Source organism: Pseudomonas sp. MMS21 TM103, assembly GCF_022132145.1.
GTDB lineage: Bacteria > Pseudomonadota > Gammaproteobacteria > Pseudomonadales > Pseudomonadaceae > Aquipseudomonas.
Window position 1 is genome coordinate 149,943 of the sequence record NZ_JAJISP010000004.1, and the last position, 17,820, is coordinate 167,762.

At 61.2% G+C, this 17,820-nt stretch carries 20 protein-coding genes; 13 read left to right on the forward strand and 7 right to left on the reverse strand.

Annotated elements, in window-relative coordinates:
* Positions 1–84: 84 nt before the first annotated feature.
* The 4 genes from LJY18_RS14115 to LJY18_RS14130 are packed head-to-tail and all read right to left on the reverse strand — an operon-like array spanning position 85 to position 4,398.
* On the reverse strand, positions 85–1,539 hold the full coding sequence (locus LJY18_RS14115; RefSeq protein WP_238042454.1) for an aldehyde dehydrogenase family protein: 1,455 nt from the start codon (positions 1,537–1,539) through the stop codon (positions 85–87).
* The gene (locus LJY18_RS14120) at positions 1,536–2,810 is read right to left on the reverse strand and encodes an NAD(P)/FAD-dependent oxidoreductase (RefSeq protein ID WP_238042455.1); all 1,275 of its coding nucleotides are present in this window, start codon (positions 2,808–2,810) and stop codon (positions 1,536–1,538) included. The genes LJY18_RS14115 and LJY18_RS14120 overlap by 4 nt, the downstream gene beginning before the upstream one ends.
* Before the next feature lie 5 nt (positions 2,811–2,815).
* Positions 2,816–3,214, reverse strand: a complete 399-nt coding sequence (locus LJY18_RS14125) for a RidA family protein (protein WP_269137830.1) — start codon at positions 3,212–3,214, stop codon at positions 2,816–2,818.
* A complete protein-coding gene (locus LJY18_RS14130) occupies positions 3,214–4,398 on the reverse strand; it encodes a DSD1 family PLP-dependent enzyme (protein WP_330872756.1) in 1,185 nt (394 codons plus the stop codon). Before LJY18_RS14130 ends, LJY18_RS14125 begins: the two co-directional genes overlap by 1 nt.
* A 172-nt stretch (positions 4,399–4,570) precedes the next feature.
* On the opposite strand from LJY18_RS14130, the gene LJY18_RS14135 reads away from it, so the two are divergent.
* The 9 genes from LJY18_RS14135 to LJY18_RS14175 all read left to right on the forward strand — a co-directional run bounded on the left by LJY18_RS14135 (position 4,571) and on the right by LJY18_RS14175 (position 11,432).
* Positions 4,571–5,488 carry a LysR substrate-binding domain-containing protein gene (locus LJY18_RS14135; RefSeq protein ID WP_238042457.1) on the forward strand — a complete coding sequence of 306 codons (918 nt, stop codon included), beginning with the start codon at positions 4,571–4,573 and terminating at the stop codon, positions 5,486–5,488.
* Between the two features lie 56 nt (positions 5,489–5,544).
* Positions 5,545–5,709, forward strand: coding sequence for a hypothetical protein (locus LJY18_RS14140; protein ID WP_238042458.1), 165 nt, complete (start codon positions 5,545–5,547; stop codon positions 5,707–5,709).
* 281 nt (positions 5,710–5,990) lie between these two features.
* Positions 5,991–7,328 (forward strand): OprD family porin, encoded by a 1,338-nt coding sequence (locus LJY18_RS14145; RefSeq protein ID WP_238042459.1) that lies wholly within the window; start codon positions 5,991–5,993, stop codon positions 7,326–7,328.
* Positions 7,329–7,785: 457 nt separating this feature from the next.
* On the forward strand, positions 7,786–8,643 hold the full coding sequence (locus LJY18_RS14150) for a GNAT family N-acetyltransferase (RefSeq protein ID WP_238042460.1): 858 nt from the start codon (positions 7,786–7,788) through the stop codon (positions 8,641–8,643).
* A 66-nt stretch (positions 8,644–8,709) separates the two neighbouring features.
* A complete protein-coding gene (locus tag LJY18_RS14155; protein ID WP_238042461.1) occupies positions 8,710–9,414 on the forward strand; it encodes a cupin domain-containing protein in 705 nt (234 codons plus the stop codon).
* Positions 9,415–9,571: 157 nt separating this feature from the next.
* Complete coding sequence (tatA, locus tag LJY18_RS14160) at positions 9,572–9,802, forward strand: twin-arginine translocase TatA/TatE family subunit (protein ID WP_238042462.1); 231 nt, start codon at positions 9,572–9,574, stop codon at positions 9,800–9,802.
* A gap of 12 nt (positions 9,803–9,814) precedes the next feature.
* Positions 9,815–10,156 carry a Sec-independent protein translocase protein TatB gene (gene tatB / locus LJY18_RS14165; RefSeq protein WP_238042463.1) on the forward strand — a complete coding sequence of 114 codons (342 nt, stop codon included), beginning with the start codon at positions 9,815–9,817 and terminating at the stop codon, positions 10,154–10,156.
* The gene (tatC, locus tag LJY18_RS14170; protein ID WP_238042464.1) at positions 10,153–10,950 is read left to right on the forward strand and encodes a twin-arginine translocase subunit TatC; all 798 of its coding nucleotides are present in this window, start codon (positions 10,153–10,155) and stop codon (positions 10,948–10,950) included. Before tatB ends, tatC begins: the two co-directional genes overlap by 4 nt.
* Before the next feature lie 188 nt (positions 10,951–11,138).
* Positions 11,139–11,432 carry a toxin gene (locus tag LJY18_RS14175; protein WP_238042465.1) on the forward strand — a complete coding sequence of 98 codons (294 nt, stop codon included), beginning with the start codon at positions 11,139–11,141 and terminating at the stop codon, positions 11,430–11,432.
* 408 nt (positions 11,433–11,840) lie between these two features.
* Here LJY18_RS14175 and LJY18_RS14180 read toward each other — a convergent pair whose 3' ends face one another.
* From LJY18_RS14180 to LJY18_RS14190, 3 genes are all read right to left on the reverse strand, one after another.
* Positions 11,841–12,098: a tyrosine-type recombinase/integrase gene (locus tag LJY18_RS14180; RefSeq protein WP_238042466.1), complete on the reverse strand. Its 258-nt coding sequence runs from the start codon at positions 12,096–12,098 to the stop codon at positions 11,841–11,843.
* Between the two features lie 3 nt (positions 12,099–12,101).
* A complete protein-coding gene (locus LJY18_RS14185; protein ID WP_238042467.1) occupies positions 12,102–12,410 on the reverse strand; it encodes a hypothetical protein in 309 nt (102 codons plus the stop codon).
* A 156-nt stretch (positions 12,411–12,566) separates the two neighbouring features.
* Entirely contained in the window at positions 12,567–13,487 is a 921-nt protein-coding gene (locus LJY18_RS14190) for a LysR family transcriptional regulator (protein WP_238042468.1), read from the reverse strand.
* 222 nt (positions 13,488–13,709) lie between these two features.
* Here LJY18_RS14190 and LJY18_RS14195 point away from each other — a divergent pair, with 222 nt between their 5' ends.
* From LJY18_RS14195 to LJY18_RS14210, 4 genes are all read left to right on the forward strand, one after another.
* Complete coding sequence (locus LJY18_RS14195; protein WP_238042469.1) at positions 13,710–14,798, forward strand: 4-oxalomesaconate tautomerase; 1,089 nt, start codon at positions 13,710–13,712, stop codon at positions 14,796–14,798.
* Between the two features lie 73 nt (positions 14,799–14,871).
* Positions 14,872–16,197 carry an OprD family outer membrane porin gene (locus tag LJY18_RS14200; protein WP_238042470.1) on the forward strand — a complete coding sequence of 442 codons (1,326 nt, stop codon included), beginning with the start codon at positions 14,872–14,874 and terminating at the stop codon, positions 16,195–16,197.
* 129 nt (positions 16,198–16,326) lie between these two features.
* On the forward strand, positions 16,327–17,310 hold the full coding sequence (locus tag LJY18_RS14205; RefSeq protein WP_238042471.1) for a Bug family tripartite tricarboxylate transporter substrate binding protein: 984 nt from the start codon (positions 16,327–16,329) through the stop codon (positions 17,308–17,310).
* A 51-nt stretch (positions 17,311–17,361) separates the two neighbouring features.
* A complete protein-coding gene (locus LJY18_RS14210) occupies positions 17,362–17,817 on the forward strand; it encodes a tripartite tricarboxylate transporter TctB family protein (RefSeq protein ID WP_238042472.1) in 456 nt (151 codons plus the stop codon).
* Positions 17,818–17,820 lie beyond the last annotated feature (3 nt).

Here is a 17,820-nt window from a genome sequence, read left to right on the forward strand (position 1 = left end):
AAGCCTGAAACTGCATCCACGGCAGAGATCGCCGGCACTCCATCGACTGGGCAATCAGTTTCATAATTATTGGGCTATTGACCATCAGCCGAAGCCGAGCACAGCCTTGGTCTCCAGATACTCTTCCATCCCCTCGACGCCATATTCGCGGCCATTACCCGATCGCTTGTAGCCACCGAAAGGAGCATGGGGATCCCAAGCGGGATGATTGATATGCACCTGACCACAGCGCAGACGGGCCGCGACAGCCCGCGTGCCGTCTAGATCTGCACCCTGGACGTGGGCACCGAGGCCGTAGACGGTGTCATTGGCGATCTCCACCGCTTCGTCGACGCTGTCATAGGGGATCAGCGCCAGCACCGGACCGAAGACTTCTTCCTGGGCGATCGCCATCTTGCTGTGCACATCGGAAAAGACCGTGAGACAGGCGTAAAAGCCGCGCTGCAGATTCTCCGGTCGACCGGGACCGCCGCAGACCAGACGCGCGCCTTCGGCGATTGCGATGGCAATCATGTGCTGCACACGTTCGAACTGCGCGCGGTTGGCAATCGGTCCATGGGTGCTGCGTGCGGAACGTGGATCGCCGACGACGAATTCGGCCACCGCAGCGCGCACCAGCGCCTCGACCTCCGGCAGCCGGTCGCGGGGGACGATCATGCGAGTAGGGGCACTGCAGGACTGACCGAGATTGCGCAAGCATGCCGCCACGCCGAGCGGGATGGCTCGGGCCAGGTCAGCGTCCGCCAGTATGATGTTGGGCGACTTACCTCCCAGTTCCAGCGCCACCCGTTTGACAGTCGGCGCAGCCGCCTGGGTGACGAGCACCCCGGCGCGGGTTGAACCGGTGATGGAAATCATGTCCACATCGGCATGCGCAGCGAGAGCCGCGCCGACCTCGGGACCGTCGCCGTTGACTAGGTTGAACACGCCAGCCGGTATTCCCGCGTCCTCGATCACTTCGGCGAAAAGCAGGGCGCTGAGGGGCGACAGCTCGCTCGGCTTCAGCACCAGGGTGCAGCCTGCCGCCAGTGCAGGGCCCACCTTGGCGGTGATCTGGTTAAGCGGCCAGTTCCATGGCGTGATCAGGCCACAGACGCCGATGGGCTCGCGCATGATGGCTGTCGTGCCGCGTTGGCTAACGAAGGGATAGCTGGTGGAAACATCGCGGGCGACGCGAATATGTTCCGCCGCAAGCGGCACCTGTGCAGCGCGCGCAGAGCAGATGGCCGCGCCCATCTCCAATGAGATTGCCTGGGCGAATAGTTCCGCACGCTCGAGGATCAAGGCATGGATCCTCCCCAGAAACCTGGCCCGCTCAGCCACGGGAGTCGCTGCCCAGCCGACAAAGGCGCGCCGCGCTGCTGCCACGGCTCGATCGACGTCTGCCACACCGCCCAGGGCGATCTCGGCGATCGGTTCTTCTGTAGAGGGGTCGATGACGGCGGCCCGACCCGAGAACTCGGGCAGGGTCCACTCGCCGTCGATGAATGCTCGATCGAGCCGGCCGGAGTCCGTGAGGTGTTTGATTGGAGAGGTCATTGGAGGAGATCCTTCAGGCGGTAATAGGCGCCCACGATGGGCAGGAACCAGGGCGGGCCAACATGGCCGGGGATGGCGGGCCAGTCGAAGTCCCTCCATGGATTGAGCTCGACCCGCCCGTCCATGACCTCGGCCATGAAGGTGCCCATATGGGTGGACATCTGCGTGCCGTGACCGCTGTAGCCCATCGAGTAGAAGATCCCGTTGCGCTCGCCGGCGCGCGGCAGACGGTCGCGGGTCATGTCCACCATCCCGCCCCAGCAATAATCGATGCGCGTGTCGGCGAGCCCCGGAAAGACCTCGATCATCGCGCGTCGCAAGATGGCACCGCTCTTGGCATCGGATTCGGGATTGGAAACGGCGAAGCGTGCGCGCCCGCCGAAAAGCAGCCGGTTGTCCGGCGTTACGCGGAAGTAGTTCACCAGGTTCTTGGTGTCGGTCATCATCCGCCGCTTCGGCAGCAACTGGTCCAGCACGGCGGCAGGCAGAGGTTCGGTCACGATGATGAAAGCCCCGACCGGGACGATACGGCGGCGGATCCAGCCAAGCGGCCCCACCTGGGATATGCCGCTGGCGAGAAGGACCTGAGAGGCGATGATGCGCCCGCGCGGCGTGCTGATTTCATGCCCCCCCTGGACGGGACGGATGCCCATGACCGGGGTGTGCTGATGAATTTCCGCGCCGCGGCGGGCGGCCGCTTCGGCCAGACCCGTGACGAAGCGCCCCACATGCATGCCGGCACTCTTTTCATAGAGCATGCCGCCGAAATAGCGTTGTGAAGCAAGCTCGCCCGGCAGCTCGGCCTGAGTCACCATCCGTGTCTCGGGATCGGCTTGTGCGGCGAGCAGCGCCTGGGTGCGGGCAAGCTTTTCATAGTGCTCCGGTTTAGCCGCGAGCTTGAGCTTGCCGGTACGGGCGAAACTGCAATCGATTGCTTCCTCGCGCACGATGCGCTCGACCGTGTCCACCCCGGCATCGAAGCTGCGATAGAGACGGTTGGCCACCTCCGGACCCAATTTCGCGGCCATGGCCGCGTAGTCCTGGGCAAAGCCGTTGTTGCACATACCGCCGTTGCGGCCGGAGGCGGCGCATCCCACCGTCTGCGCTTCGCACACCACGACGCGCGCGCCCTTCTTGGCCAGGGCCAATGCTGCCGACGAGCCGGTAAGCCCGCCGCCGACGATGAGCACATCCGCCTTGCCCGCCACCGGCTCCTGCGAACCTGCGGTGAACGCTGGGGCGGTATCCAACCAGTAGGAGGTGAGCTTCATGGCTGTTACCCAGCCTCGGGCGCTGCGGCCATGGCGTCGATCTCGACCAGATAGCCGTAGTGCAGTTCAGGAACGGGAACGACGCTGCGTGCCGGCCGCGCCGCCCCCATGATTTCGCCATAAACGGCGTTGAACGACGGCCAGTTGGCAACGCCAACGATGTACGCCGTAACCTTGACCAGATGTTGCGGACCCAGGCCCGCATGGGCCAGTACGTTGAGCAGGTTGGCCATGGCTTGCCGCACCTGATCCTCGAAGGAAAGATCCGCCGTGTGGCTGCCGTCGGGACGTACCGGCAACTGACCGGAAACATGCACCAAGCCCCCGTGTCGGATCGCCATGCTGTAATGGCCCTGGGGCGGCAAGGCGTTCGGGACCGTAATCGGAATTGGCAGGTCGGTCATCACCACCCCCTCATCCGCGGCCACTGGGCTTCGATTCTCGGGCCGCCGATAATCACTTGATAGGCCGAATGCTGCGCGCCGGTGGCGCAGGCATGGTTGGGCAGGATGCGCAGCCGGGTACCCATGGGCAGGTCGGGCAGGGTCTGGTCGCTGCCGGAGCGCAGCGTCAGGATGCCATGCTCCTGACTGGCCTGATCGACGATAAGGTCTGGATAAAGGCGACCCTCAAGGTCGCAAACCAGACCATAGCCCTGATCGACGGTCTGGTTGCTGGTGCCACGATCACGGGACATCGACATCCAACCGGCATCCACCAGAATCCAGCCTTTCTCCGCTTTCTTGCCGATCACCGTTGTCAGCACCGAAAGGGCTATATCGTCGATGCGGCACACGCCGATGCCGTGCATGACCAGGTCGAAGAACATGTAGACCCCGGCGCGAACCTCGGTCACTCCTTCGAGGCTGCGAGCGAAATGCGCGGTGGGTGTGGAACCGACACTGACGATGGCACAGGGGTAACCGCGGCTTCGCAGCGCCTCGGCCGCAACGACAGCCGCAACCCGTTCGCCTTCTGCGGCGACCACCAGATCCTCTGGTGTGTTCAGGCCATAAGACTCGCCGGCATGGGTCAGGACACCGGCCAGCTCGACCCCGGCCTCGCGAAGGCTTGCAGCTACTTCGATGAGCAGCGGATCGCTGGGCATGAGTCCGCCGCGATGGCCGTCGCAGTCGATTTCGATCAGTGCGCAAGGCATCACGCCGGCCGCCTTGCCTGCTGCGCCGAGCGCCCTGGCCTGCTCCGGAGTGTCCAGCACCACCTTCAGGTCGACGCCCGTGGCGCGAAGGCTCAGCGCCCGTTCGGCCTTGTCGGGCGAGAGACCGACCGCATAGGTGATGTCACGAAAGCCATGACTGGCAAAATACTCCGCCTCCGCAAGCGTGGAGACCGTAATCGGACCAGGCAGGTCTGGAAACAGGCGTCTTGCGACGTCGATGGATTTCGCGCTTTTCAGATGCGGGCGCAACCTGACCCCGTGCGCCGCCATGCGTGTGGCAAGCCGCTCGATATTGCGATCCAGCCGGTCACGGTCCAAAACCAGCGCGGGCGTAGGCAGTGTCTCCAGGGACGGGGCGGCGCCTGCTGCCAATGCAGAAGATGGGTGAGTCGAGTTGACCGTATTCATTTGCTAACGGTTCCCTGATCTGGTGACTGACTGCTGGGCGCGAAGACTCGCGCTTGCCCGCAAGGCGACCGCGATAAGCATCGTTGGCACTTGCGGCGACAGGTTTATCTTGCAAGCAAAAGGTAAACGTGGGAATTAACGACTTTTAAATAATAGATTTAGGCTGGACTTAATGATTACTTCGGACGATCTTGCCTTTTTCTCGGTGCTGGCCAGCTCAGCCTCGCTGGCGGAGAGCGCGAGAAAGCTGAACGTCACACCGCCTGCCGTCACCCAGCGGCTCCGCGCGCTGGAAGAGCGGATCGGCGTGCGCCTCATCGATCGTTCCGGGCGTCGCCTCAGCCTTACCGATGAAGGCTCGCTCGTCGCAGCCCATGGCCTGATCGTCAACGAGGCCCTGGAGACGCTCGCCGAAGCCTTGGCGGACCGCAAGGGCGCGGTCAGCGGACACCTTAGGATCGCCGCGCCGCATGGATTCGGCAGTTTCTATGTCGCACCTGTGGTGGAGGCATTCGCCCACGCGCACCGCGGGGTGACAGTAACGCTGGAGCTGTCGGATCATCCGGCCGCACTGCTCATCGACAGCTACGATCTGGTTGTCCACATTGGCGCACCCGGCCGTATGGAGCAGGTGGTAACGACGTTGGCGCCGAACCGGCGGATACTCTGCGCCAGTCCGACCTATCTGGATAATGCCGCGCCGATTTCAGCTCCCACCGACCTCGCCCAGCATCGTTGCCTCGCCATTCGCGAGAACGACGAGGACGTGACGCTCTGGCGCTTCAAGGATGCGCGGCAGGAGACGGCGACCGTTCGCGTGAACCCCGTCATGTCCAGCAACAATGGCGCGGTGATCCATGATTGGGCCCTCGCCGGGCTCGGCATCGTGATTCGATCCGAATGGAACGTTGCCGATGATCTCGCCGAAGGCCGCCTCAGGCGCATTCTGCCGGATTGGGAGATCCCGCCCGCCGATGTCGTCGCTATGCTTGGCCCCCGCCATGGGCGAAGTGCGCGAACGACTGCTTTCCTGGCGATGCTCAGGGAAGCGCTGACGCCGACGCCTTGGCGAGCAGAAAAGCCCGGTTAACGGACATACCGCCGAGCGCACTCGCTTCAATACAGCGTCGCCCCAACTTGCGCTGTATGCCGATCCGCTACGACCTCTACCTGGCGCGCCGCCTCCCTATGGCCTGCTATATCGAGGGCGACGATTGCGACGGCAGCATGGCCGATCAGGATCCGAATCCCGCCCGTCTCGGCTGGGCCGACAACGACGAAAAACTCGGGCTGATATCGATTGGGGCTTAGCGCTGTTCGAGCGCCCGCCGTGCCTTTTCCGGCGCAGGGACTTTGCCTCTCCGCCAGAATCAGCCAAGCATTTACTGCTGACAGCGAACCCCGTCCAAGTAAAAAATTTGGCCTATAGCGCCGCTACTTGGGGAATCTGCCGAATTGCCTTCAGCCCCTTGCCAGGCCCCGGCGCCAGTGGGATACAGACGCCGCGCCTGGGCGAGTTAAGCCCGGCCGCGCCAGTTCTTCAGCGGTTCTTCTGAACGGCTACGCGAATAATAAAATCAGTGGAGTAGACCATGAACGTCGTGAAACCCAGCTTTCTAGCCCTGGCGGTTACCGCCGCCGCCGCGCAACTGGCCGTAGCCGGCCAGCAGCAAGCCAATGGCTTTATCGAGGACAGCAGCCTGAATCTGCTCAACCGCAACTTCTACATGAACCGCGATTTCCGTCATGGCGGCAGCAACAGCCAGGGCATCAACGGCGCCAAGCCTGCCAGCGAGCGCAACGGCTATCGCGAGGCGTGGGCGCATGGGGCCATGCTCAACTTTGAGTCCGGGTTCACCCAAGGCATCGTCGGCTTTGGTACCGATGCCTTCGCCTACGGCGGTGTCAAGCTGGACACCGGTCGCGGCCGGGTCGGCAATGGTCTGCTGCCGATCAGCAACAACAAGACTGCCGACGCCGAAGTGCCTGATGCCTATGGCGAGATCGGCGGCGCGGTGAAGATGCGCGTGTCCTCCACCGTGCTGAAGTACGGCGAACAACGCCCGACCGCTCCGGTATTCGCCATGGGCGACAGCCGCCTGCTGCCAGAAGTTGCCACCGGCATCCAACTGTCGAGCAACGAATTCGATGCGTTGTCCTTCGAGGCCGGCCACTTCACCGCGTACAACGGTAGAAACTCGACCAACTCCGATGACGGCCTATTCACCAGCTACGCGGGAGCCGAAGCCGACAGCGTCGACTTCATCGGCGGCACCTACAAGGTCAGCGACAACCTCAGTCTTACAGCTTACGCCAGCGAGGCTGAAGAACTCTGGCGCCAGTACTTCGGCTATGCCTCCTACAGCATTCCGCTGGCCGACCAGCAATCGCTGAGCTTTTCCCTGGCGGCCTACAAGACTAGCGATCAGGGCGAAGCCCGTGCCGGCGAACTCGACACCACCAGTTGGTCGGCCAAGGCCGCCTACGCCTTCGGCCCGCACAAGCTCAGCCTGGCCTACCAGAAGATCGATGGCGACGAGTTCTTCGACTACATCGGCGCTGACTCGATCTGGCTGGCCAACTCGGTGCAGTACTCCGACTTCAACGCGCCCAACGAGCGCTCCGTGCAGGTCCGTTATGACTTGAACATGGCCAGCTTCGGCGTACCGGGCCTGACCCTCATGACCCGCTACGTCAAAGGCGACCAGATCGACGGCACCAAGGCCGACCCGAATGGCTCATTCGCCGGCTGGGCCGGCGACGACGAGAAGCATTGGGAGCGTGATCTGGAAGCCAAATACGTGGTCCAGTCGGGCTCGGCCAAGGATCTGTCCTTCCGCCTGCGCCAGGCCACCCACCGCTCCACCGGATTCGATAGCGATGTCGATGATCTGCGCCTGATCATCGAGTATCCGCTGAGCATTCTGTAAGCGCCGTTACCGGTTCGTTTTACCGCGGGCCGGCCGATATTTCTTAAAGGCATCATCCACGCTCCTTTGCCTTGAGACGCCCAGCCGGGCGTCTTTCTTTTAGTCTTATACAGCCTGGTCTTAGCGCAGACAGAACGTTCGCAGTACCAGCGGAACAGAACGGCACCTGCTGAAGAGCTCTGCTGCGAGCGAAGGCAAAGGACCCTATCAAGCACACCCGTGGAGCAAGAATCGATCGGTGCAAAGCCTTTGACTTTGACCTTCCCTCAGAAAAACAGCCAAGCATTTACTGCTGATAGTGACTCTCGTTTAAGTAAGAAATATCGACTGTAGAACCACCGCATGGGGAATCTGCCGAATTGCCTTCAGCCCCTTGCCAGGCCGCGCCACAGGTGGGATACAGCCTTATACCCGGCGAGAATTTTCCGCCGCACGCAGCCAACAACGGAGCCCTACCATGTCCGTCGCTCAACGCCCTTCCTACCTTTATCGCCCCATGACCGCCGAGGATGTAGCGGCGGCCCATGCCTTGTCAGTGCTGTTGAAGTGGCCCCATCGCCTGGAGGATTGGGCCATGCTGCAACGCGTCGCTGAGGGCTTCGTGGTAGAGGACAACGGCCGCATGATCGGCACCGCATTCGCTTGCCCGCAGGGCGCTTACGCCACCATCGGCCTGGTGATCGTCAGCGACGAGTACCAGGGCCAAGGCATTGGCCGCAAGTTGATGGAACTGGCACTCGAGGCCTGCACGCCGCGCACCGCCATACTCAACGCCACACTCGCGGGTGTCCCGCTGTACGCCAGCCAAGGCTTCGTCGAGGTCGGTCAGATCCACCAGCATCAGGGCCAGGCACAAGCCGCCGAGCCCCCTGCCCTACCAGCCGGTGAACTGTGCCGACCTTTGACCGCAGCCGATCGGGTTCGCCAGCTCGAGCTGGCCAATGCCGGTAGCGGGCTGAACCGCGAAAGCTTACTCAACGACCTGTTCGATGTCGTCGAACACTCGGTCGGTATCGAGCGCGACGGTCAGCTACGCGCCTTCGCGATGCTGCGTCCGTTCGGCCGTGGCCGCTGTATCGGCCCGGTCATCGCGGAAAACCTCGAGCAGGCCAAATACCTGATAGCTGTGTTGCTGGCGCAAGTGCCGGAGGCTTTCGTACGCATCGATATTCCGGCAGATAGCGGCCTGTCCGATTGGCTCGAAGCAGCTGGCCTGAAGCAAGTCGACAAGGTCGCGCAAATGGCCCGCGGAACGCCGCCGCGCGCTGTCGGCGGCGTCAAGCAATTCGCCCTGGTGACTCAGGCCATTGGCTGACGAGAGCAGCCCTTGCCATGAGCATTTCCGCCCCTTTACCCATAACATTTCCTGGAGATAGCCCTGATGCAACAACCCACCCCCCTGCTGCTGGTACGCGCCGATGGTAGCCGTGCGCCCACGCCCTCGATTTCGGCTTCTTTGAGCCCTGCCGACCCGTTCGGCACAGCGCGGGAAATCGCTTACCTCGGGCCAGACGGCATGGCTGCGGGCGTCGTACAGGTGAGCGGATCATTAACTATCACTGACTACCCCCAGCTCGAAATGATCGTGGTGCACAGCGGTCACCTGACCCTTCAAGCCGAAGATTGCACGCTCGAACTGGGCCGTGGAGCCAGCGCGGTGATCGGCCGTGGAACCGCTCTGCAGATCCAGGCGCAGACGGATACGCTCTGGGCTTTTTGCGCTCAAGTCACAGACGAACAGAACCCGGGACTCACCCCGCTCGACCCACTCGCCCATCTGTCGCCCTCGACTCCGCCCGATGCGCAGATCCTAATCAGCGCAGAGCCCCAATGCCGCTCGAAGAATAGCTACAAGGACAGCGCCAACGTGCTCATCGGCGTCTGGGACTCGACACCCTATACGCGCCATGCGCGGCCACACAAAGTCAACGAGTTGATGCACCTGATCGAAGGCAGCGTCACCCTCCATTCGCCAGAAGGCGAAAGCCTGCAGGTCAACGCTGGCGATAGCATATTCGTGCCGCTCGGCGCGGAATGCGCCTGGGAAAGTCACGTTTACGTACGCAAGTTCTATGTCTGCAAATAAACTTCGGCAGGGTTTGGCGCCCGCGGGCTCTAGCGATCCGCAGGCGCCAAGCGCTCCCGGCCTGCGGTCCAGGCCAGCACATTAGGTACCGCTGCTGGCCCAGGGAATATCCACCCTTCTACCCAACCGATCGACCCCTCACCACGGAGTACACATCATGGGCATAGGCGGCATCAGTATCTGGCAACTCCTGATCATTCTGCTGATCGTGGTCATGCTGTTCGGCACCAAGCGCCTCAAGGGATTGGGCTCTGACCTCGGCGATGCGATCAAGGGCTTCAAGAAATCCATGGGCAACGATGATGACAAGCCTGCGGCGGACGAGCACAAGGGCCAGACCATCGACGCCCTGGCGCGCAAGGTCGAAGAACCGAGCAACAAATACTAAAGGCCCGGCGCCATGTTCGATATTGGCTTTACCGAACTGCTGCTGGTCGGCCTGGTGGCCCTGCTGGTGCTCGGCCCCGAGCGCCTGCCCGGCGCCGTGCGCACGGCCAGCCGGTGGATCGGCCGGCTCAAACGCAGCTTCAGTACGTTCAAGGCGGAGGTCGAACGCGAAATCGGTGCCGACGAGATCCGCCGTCAACTGCATAGCGAACAGATCCTCGAGCTGGAACGCGAGATGAAGGCGATGAAACGGGGCATCCTCGCACCCATGCCGACCTCGGACACCGGCAACAGCGCCGAAGCCACGCCCCCTGCAGCGGAAACAACCAGTCAGGACAAGACCGCGCAGCCATGAACCGACTCCCAGCCAGCACCCAGGAAATGCCCCTGGTCTCGCACCTGACCGAGCTGCGCACGCGCCTGCTACGCATTGTCGGCGCCGTGCTGCTGCTCTTCGCCGGCCTGTTCTACTTCTCCCAGGACATTTACGCGCTGGTCGCAGCGCCCCTGCGGGCCTACCTGCCGGCAGGCGCAACCATGATCGCCACGGGCGTCGCTTCGCCCTTCCTCACCCCGTTCAAGCTGACCCTGATGGTCGCGCTGTTCCTGTCGATGCCGATCATCCTGCATCAGATCTGGGGCTTCATCGCGCCGGGGCTGTACAAGCACGAGAAGCGTATCGCCGTGCCGCTGCTGGTCTCCAGCATCCTGCTGTTCTACGGCGGCATGGCCTTCGCCTACTTCGTGGTCTTCCCGATCATGTTCGGCTTCTTCGCCAGCGTCACCCCGGAAGGGGTTGAGATGATGACCGACATCGGCCAGTACCTGGACTTCGTCCTCACCCTGTTCTTCGCCTTCGGCGTGGCCTTCGAGATCCCGGTGGCGACCTTCCTGCTGATCTGGGTGGGCATCGTCGACGTCGCCACCCTGCGCAAGAGCCGGCCCTACGTGATCGTCGGCTGCTTCGCCGTGGGCATGGTGCTGACGCCGCCGGACGTGTTCTCGCAGACTCTGTTGGCCGTGCCGATGTGGTTGTTGTTCGAGACCGGAGTGTTCTTCGGCGGTCTGGTCAAGAAGTGCGACACAGAGCAGTGCGAGGCCGCTGAGCCGGAGTCTGAAGTTCAGCCACCCACTCCGCCGTATCCGTGAAGCGGGCAGGTAGAGGCAGTCCTTGCCATCTCAACCTGACCGTCCCCCGAACACTAGATACCAGTTCATCTGACCGAGATGGATCTGAGTACGACCCTCTGCGGCCTATCGACTGCCTCGCATGAGGCAACCCGCTTCTTGGCAGAAAGCACCGCACCTCCAAAAAGATACGCAAATAGCACACGTATATGAAAGCACTGTTCGTCGAACTGTCGCCGTTCGAACGCCATCGCAAGAGCTATCTGGACGTCGAAGAATACTCGACGTTTCAACAAATGCTGCTGGCTAACCCGGTGGCCGGCTCGGTCATCGCCCGCACCGGTGGACTGAGGAAAATCCGGTTTGGCAATTCCAAACGCAACAAGGGAATGCAAGGCGGGATTCAGGTCATTTACTACTACTGGCACAACGGGTCGCAGTTCAGTCTCGGAGTTTGTATGGGCAAGTCCAGTGAGCCCGTCGACCCGCTAGCGATCCAGTAGATTAGCTACCTCAGTAATCGTAGGCTTTCGTAAGGACATCGAGGTTCAGCTCAACGAAACACCGGATAAACAGATCTCCCTGTCTGCTGTTTCATCCTCGCCGCCAGAGTGTGCGCTGCTGGTGCCCGAGGCCAACAGCCACCCCGACCGAGGCGATTGTCGGTCAGCCAAACACCATCACCTACAGAGCACACTAGACCTTGAGCCGCCACATAACTGCATATGTGGATGCCAGTTCAACTCCCCAAACGACCGTTCATCGAGATGATTACGCGGGGGCATTTTTGGGGGCACATTTTAAAAACTTAATAATTAATTCCTGCATAACAACATGTTAACAAACAAATTAAAAATCCCCCGGCTCCACCATTTGAAACACACTTAAGCCCTTGATAATCTTAGAGATTTTCAGGGGTTTTTGCTTTCTGGGGATAGCGAATGTCCCGAAAGTGTCACACCTGCCAACGGGCTCAACCTTACCGCCTCGGCCAGATGCTCAGGGGCCAAATGCGAATAGCGCATGGTCATCGCCAAGCTGGAGTGACCCAGGATCTTTTGCAGGGTAAGGATGTTGCCGCCCTTCTGGATGAAGTGACTGGCGAAGGTGTGCCGTAAAGCATGGCTGGCCTGTCCTTTCGGTAGCCTGATCGTGGTCTTAGCCAACACCCGTCAAAATGAAGTAATAGCCGACGTGAACAGGCCAAACGCCTTCCAGTGCTTAACAAACTGAGCCTCTAGCTCAGATGAGATTGGCACCGAGCGAACCTTGCCGCTTTTCGTCCCGCTGAAGGTAATCACCCCATTGCGAAGCCCCGTCGGCTTCCGCTTCTCCGCCTCTGACCAACGTGCCCCGGTCGCCAAGCAGATCAGCACCACTATCTCGACGTGCGGGTTGTCGCAGCCGGCACGGATCGCCTCAAGTGGCTCCGTAATCTGTTTGCTGGTCAGCCAGGAAAGCTCCCGTTCCTGGATCTTCAATGGCTTCAGCAGAGCCTGCGGATTCTCTTAGCTGATAACACCCAAACCGCACAGCTCGTTGTAGACCGAACGCAGATATCCGCTTGCTTGTCGGTGCTGGCCTAACCTGTTGGAAAACGCCTTGGAGCACTACTGGCAACTGATATTCACAGTGCATCACGTCTTTGGGCGTTCCCCCAATGAGGTATAACCGGGCCACTGGCGTAGCAGGGTGTCGACGAATTTCTCGGCTGCTGGAGATAGTGACGAACCGTGGCGCCGCACCAGGCCGAGTGTTCGGCTGATGACCGGATCGACCAGCGGCAGCTGAACCAGGATCGGGTGATCCTCCGCCGGCATGGCCAGGCTGGGTAACGCCGCGACACCGAGGCCGGCCTCGACCATACCCAGCGAGGTCGACAGGTGTTGAACCTCGTAGAACCAACTGGGCCGCCAGTCCAGATGGGCCAGGCCATGATCCAGGAGCATGCGGTTGCCACTCAGGCGGCCGACTCCGATCAGGCGATAATCGCTGAGCTCGCGCCAGGCCACTTGTGGCTGGTTGGCCAGAGGATGGTCTCGGCGACAGGCCAGTACGAAGGGCTCGTTCACCAGTGGGGTGAAGTCGATTTCGGCGCTCTGACCACTGAGCATATTGATGCCGAAATCCGCTTCGCCACGCAGCACGGCTTCCAGCCCCTCGTGGGCACTCAAATCGAGAATGCGGATGCGGATCTTGGGGTACTGGCGGTTAAATTCGCGGATCACCGTCGGTAGGAAGTAGAAGGCCGCGGTGGGAATACACGCGAGCGTCACCTGCCCCGACTGCCGCTCGGCCAACTCCTGGATGCCCAGGATCGATCGCTCGAAATCATCCAGCAGACGTTGCGCCTTGGGCAGAAAGTCGCGACCTACCGCAGTCAGGCTGACGCGACGGGTGGTTCTATCCAGCAATTGGGTACCCAGCCCCTCCTCCAGCTTCTGCATACGCCTGGTCAACGCGGGTTGTGACAGGTGAATGGCAGTGGCCGCTTCATGAAAACTGCCAAACTCGGCAATTTTCACGAAAGCGCGCAGGTCCTGAAGCTCGTAATTCATGCGTCACCGTTATTAATATTCGACTGTTATTGCCTGTGCATTATCGATCAATGAGAGTCGGAGCTTGAAATTACTGGGATCTCAGCGATCCGCAAGGTACTGCGAGAACATTAATGCATTTATTGCAATAAACCACACGATATATGCAATTTACAAAACAAAGCTACCCGCTCAATATTTGTCTCACGCAACAAATAACAGTTTTATTGCAGCGGAGACATCATGCAAGCCATTCCTTGCGTTCTTATGCGCGGCGGTACCTCAAGAGGCCCCGTGTTCCTCGCCAACCACCTGCCAAGCGATACCGCGCAACGCGATGAGTTGCTGCTGAAAATCATGGGTTCGGGCCATGAGTTGGAGATCGATGGCATCGGCGGTGGTAGCGCGCAGACCAGCAAGGTCGCGATTGTCAGTACCTCCAGTCATCCGGATGCAGACGTGGACTACCTGTTTGTCCAGGTAATGGTGACCCAGCGGCGCGTCGACACGGCGCCGAACTGCGGCAATATGCTCTGCGCAGTCGGCCCGTTCGCCATTGAGCACGGCTTGGTCAATGCAACAACACCAGTTACCCGGGTACGCATCCGTAATGTCAACACCAACACCCTGATCGACTCGGAAGTACTGACGCCCAACGGCCGTGTCCGCTATGAAGGTGACACCTATATCGATGGTGTTCCTGGAAGCGCGGCGCCAATCAAGCTCACCTTTCTCGATGCCGCTGGGTCGAAGACGGGCCGCCTGCTACCTACCGGGCAGGTGCGTGACTGCTTTGACGGCGTCGAGGTGACCTGCATCGACATGGCCATGCCGATGGTGATGATGCATGCCGAGGCGCTGGGCAAGACCGGCTACGAAAGCCCCGCCGAACTGGATGCCGACAGCGAGCTACTAAAGCGCCTGGAAAGCATTCGCTTGCAGGCCGGGCGGGCGATGGGGCTGGGCGACGTGTCGCAGATGGTCATTCCCAAGCCGGTGCTACTGTCTCCTGCCCGCAATGGCGGCGCGCTCAACACGCGCTATTTCATGCCACACAACTGCCACCGTTCACTGGCCGCCACAGGCGCCATCGGCCTGGCCAGTGCCTGCGCGCTGCCAGGAAGCGTGGCGCACGACCTGTCACCGGTCAACGGCGCCAGCCTGATTCGACTCGAGCACGCCGGCGGGCAAATCGAGGTGTCGCTCGAGCCCGGCGAAGGCGGCTCGCCCGAGTCTATGCGCGCCTCGCTGATCCGCACTGCGCGACGACTATTCAGCGGCGACGTGCACGTCACCAGCGCACGCGTTAAACGCAGACCGCTCGCTAGCTGAGTCTGTGAGCGTAACTAGTACCACCCCCCGCCCCCAGCCTAGGTGGCGGTTATTGCAGAAACGGAGAGTATCGATGCGCAGGCATAAAAATAAGATCCGACTCGGGCACACAGCGGCGCTTACCGCCAGCCTGATTTTTCCGCTCAGTGCCATGGCCCTGGACACCAGCGGGCACTCCCTGGAACTGAAGGCGCGCGGCATTCACTTCGATCGCGATTTCGAAACCGACAGCAACGATCGCACGCAGTCGGCGCTGGGCTTGCAGCTCAACTACGAGTCGCCCTATTTCGCCGATATGATCGGCGTCGGCATCTCCAGCTACAGCGTTAACAAGCTGGATAACAGCGGCAGGAATACCTCCGACGTGCTTTCGGTCGACAACAACGGCGAGCTGCACGACTCCTTCGGTCAGGTCGCCCAGGCCTTCGTCAAGCTCAAGTACCAGGATCTGGCCAGCGCCAAACTTGGCCGCCAGCTGCACAAGTCCATGCTGCTTTCCAGCTCGGGTAGCCGCGCTGTGCCGAACACGTTCTCGGGCGGCAGTTTCCAGCTCACGCCGCTCAAGGGCCTGAGCCTGTTCGGGGCGCGCTATAACGAGTGGTCGTCGCGCTCGGACAGCTCCTTCGAGGAATTCAAGACCGACAACTCCGCCGATGGCGCCATCGACTACATCGACAGCCTGGGCGCCAGCTATGTGGCCGGCCCGTTCAGCATCAACCTGGAACACCTGCGGGCCCAGGACTTCCTGAAGAAGACCGGCTTGGTCGCCTCGTACAATTTCAAATTGGCCGATCAGTCCAGCCTCAAGCTGACCGGCGGCATCCACACCTCCAGCGATGACGGCAAGCTCTTCATCACCGGATCCGAAAGCGCCGAACTGGACGACGAGGATCTGCCGGGAGCGATCAGCGGCGTGACAGCCAGCGACAACGACGGCCAAGGCATTTATCTTGCCGCCAACTGGAAGCTGGGCAACGTGGAGCTGGGCGCCGCAGTGGCGAAGTTCGACGGCGCCTGGATCGAGGACAACTTCGCCGGCGATCACGGTACCAACCCCTTCCCCACCGGCGGGGTGCTGGCCGACTTCAGCAACGACAACGAACAGGTGTGGATGCTCTCTGCGGGCTACGACTGGAAAGACTACGTCTCCGGTCTGAAGACCGTTGTCAGCTACAAGGACGGTAGCGACGCCAAGAATAGCGCCAACGCGGCCCTCGGCGAGGCGGACGAGAACGAACTGGCCTTCGACCTGACCTACCAGGTTCCTGCCATCAAGGGCTTGGCGGTTCGTTACACCTACCTCGACTACCACTCGGACAAAACCGGCCGCCTGGATGGCGTGAAGGAAGACGATACCGACCACCGTTTCTACGTCGACTACACGTATCGGTTCTTCTGATTGAGATCGCCTGGAATCAGGCTCCTGGCTGGGCGCCGACAAACGTCACTTGACTCCCAGCCTAATCGTGGCGTGCTGGTAACACTGCGCCCAACTCCTGCAAACAAATCCAAAAACAGGAACGCAACCATGAAACCAATCACCCTCAGCAAACTCCTGCCCCTCGCCTGCGCCCTGATGCTGGGCAGCCTTAACGCTCACGCCGGCGAACCGTCGCGCCCCGAGTGCATCGCCCCGAGTAAGCCCGGCGGTGGTTTCGACATGACCTGTAAGCTGGCCCAGGCCGGTCTCAAAGATCATGACCTGCTGGAATCGCCGATGCGCGTCACCTACATGCCAGGCGGCATCGGTGCGGTGGCCTATAACGCCATCGCGGCCAATCGCCGCAACGAGCCGGGTACCCTGATCGCCTTCTCCGGCGCCTCGCTGCTCAATCTGGCCTTGGGCAAGTACGGTCGCTACGACGAAAACTCGGTGCAGTGGCTGACCACCATCGGCACCGACTACGGCACCCTGGCCGTGCGCGAGGATTCGCCGTTCAAGACCCTCGACGATGTAATCCAGGCGCTGAAGAAAGACCCCAAGAGCATTACCGTCGGTGGCGGTGGCAGCATCGGTGGCCAGGGCTGGGCGAAGATTGCCCTGCTGGCCAAAGCCGCTGGCGTCGATCCCCGCGAACTGCGCTATGCAGCCTTCGAAGGTGGCGCCGAGCATTACATGGCGTTGATGGGCAAGCACGTCGACCTGGTGACCGGAAGTGCCAGTGAGATCCGCGCGCAACGCGGCAACAAGATCCGCGCGCTGGTGGTCTACAGCGAGGAGCGCCTGCCGGGCGAACTGGCTAACGTTCCCACTGCCAAAGAGCAAGGCTATGACATTCAGTGGCCGCTAATCCGTGGCTATTACATGGGGCCGGACGTGAAGCAAGAAGACCTCGACTGGTGGAAAGCGGCCTTCGCCAAGTTGCAGAGCTCAGAGGAGTTCCAGCAGTACCTGCACGATCGTGACGTGATCCCGCTGAATGTCACTGGCCAGGCGCTGAACGACCTGGTGAAGAAGCAGGTTGAGGATTACCGCAAGCTGGGCGAAGAGTTTGGCTTGGTAGCCGAGTAAATCCATCGACGGCTGGTTGCCCTAGTGGGCAGCCCAGCTAGGAGCACACTGATGCACGATCGTATTTTTGCAGGCGTTAACCTGCTGATCTGCGTGGTTCTGATGGCGCTGGCCTGGGGCTATCAGGCCCCCTTCGCATACGAACCCGTAGGGCCTCGCGCCTATCCCTTGCTGCTGTTGCTACTGCTCGTTATGGGTGCGCTTTACCAATTGCTAAAGCCCGCCAAACAAACCGAGGCCAGGGAAGAGCCGCCGCTGAATCGCCAGGTAGTCCGCAAGATTGCGCTCTGTATCGCTGCAATGGTGGCCTACGCGGCCTTGTTCGACGTTCTCGGTTTCATCCTCAGCAGCGCGCTGTTCGCGGTCGCCATGGCTTATCTGTATGACGCAACCCGCGTGCAGAGCATTGTCGGCGGCATAGTGATCGCCGTTGGGCTCTATCTGCTGTTCGACTATGGCCTCGATGTGCCTCTGCCACTCGGCATGCTCGCGAAACTGGGGAGCTGACCT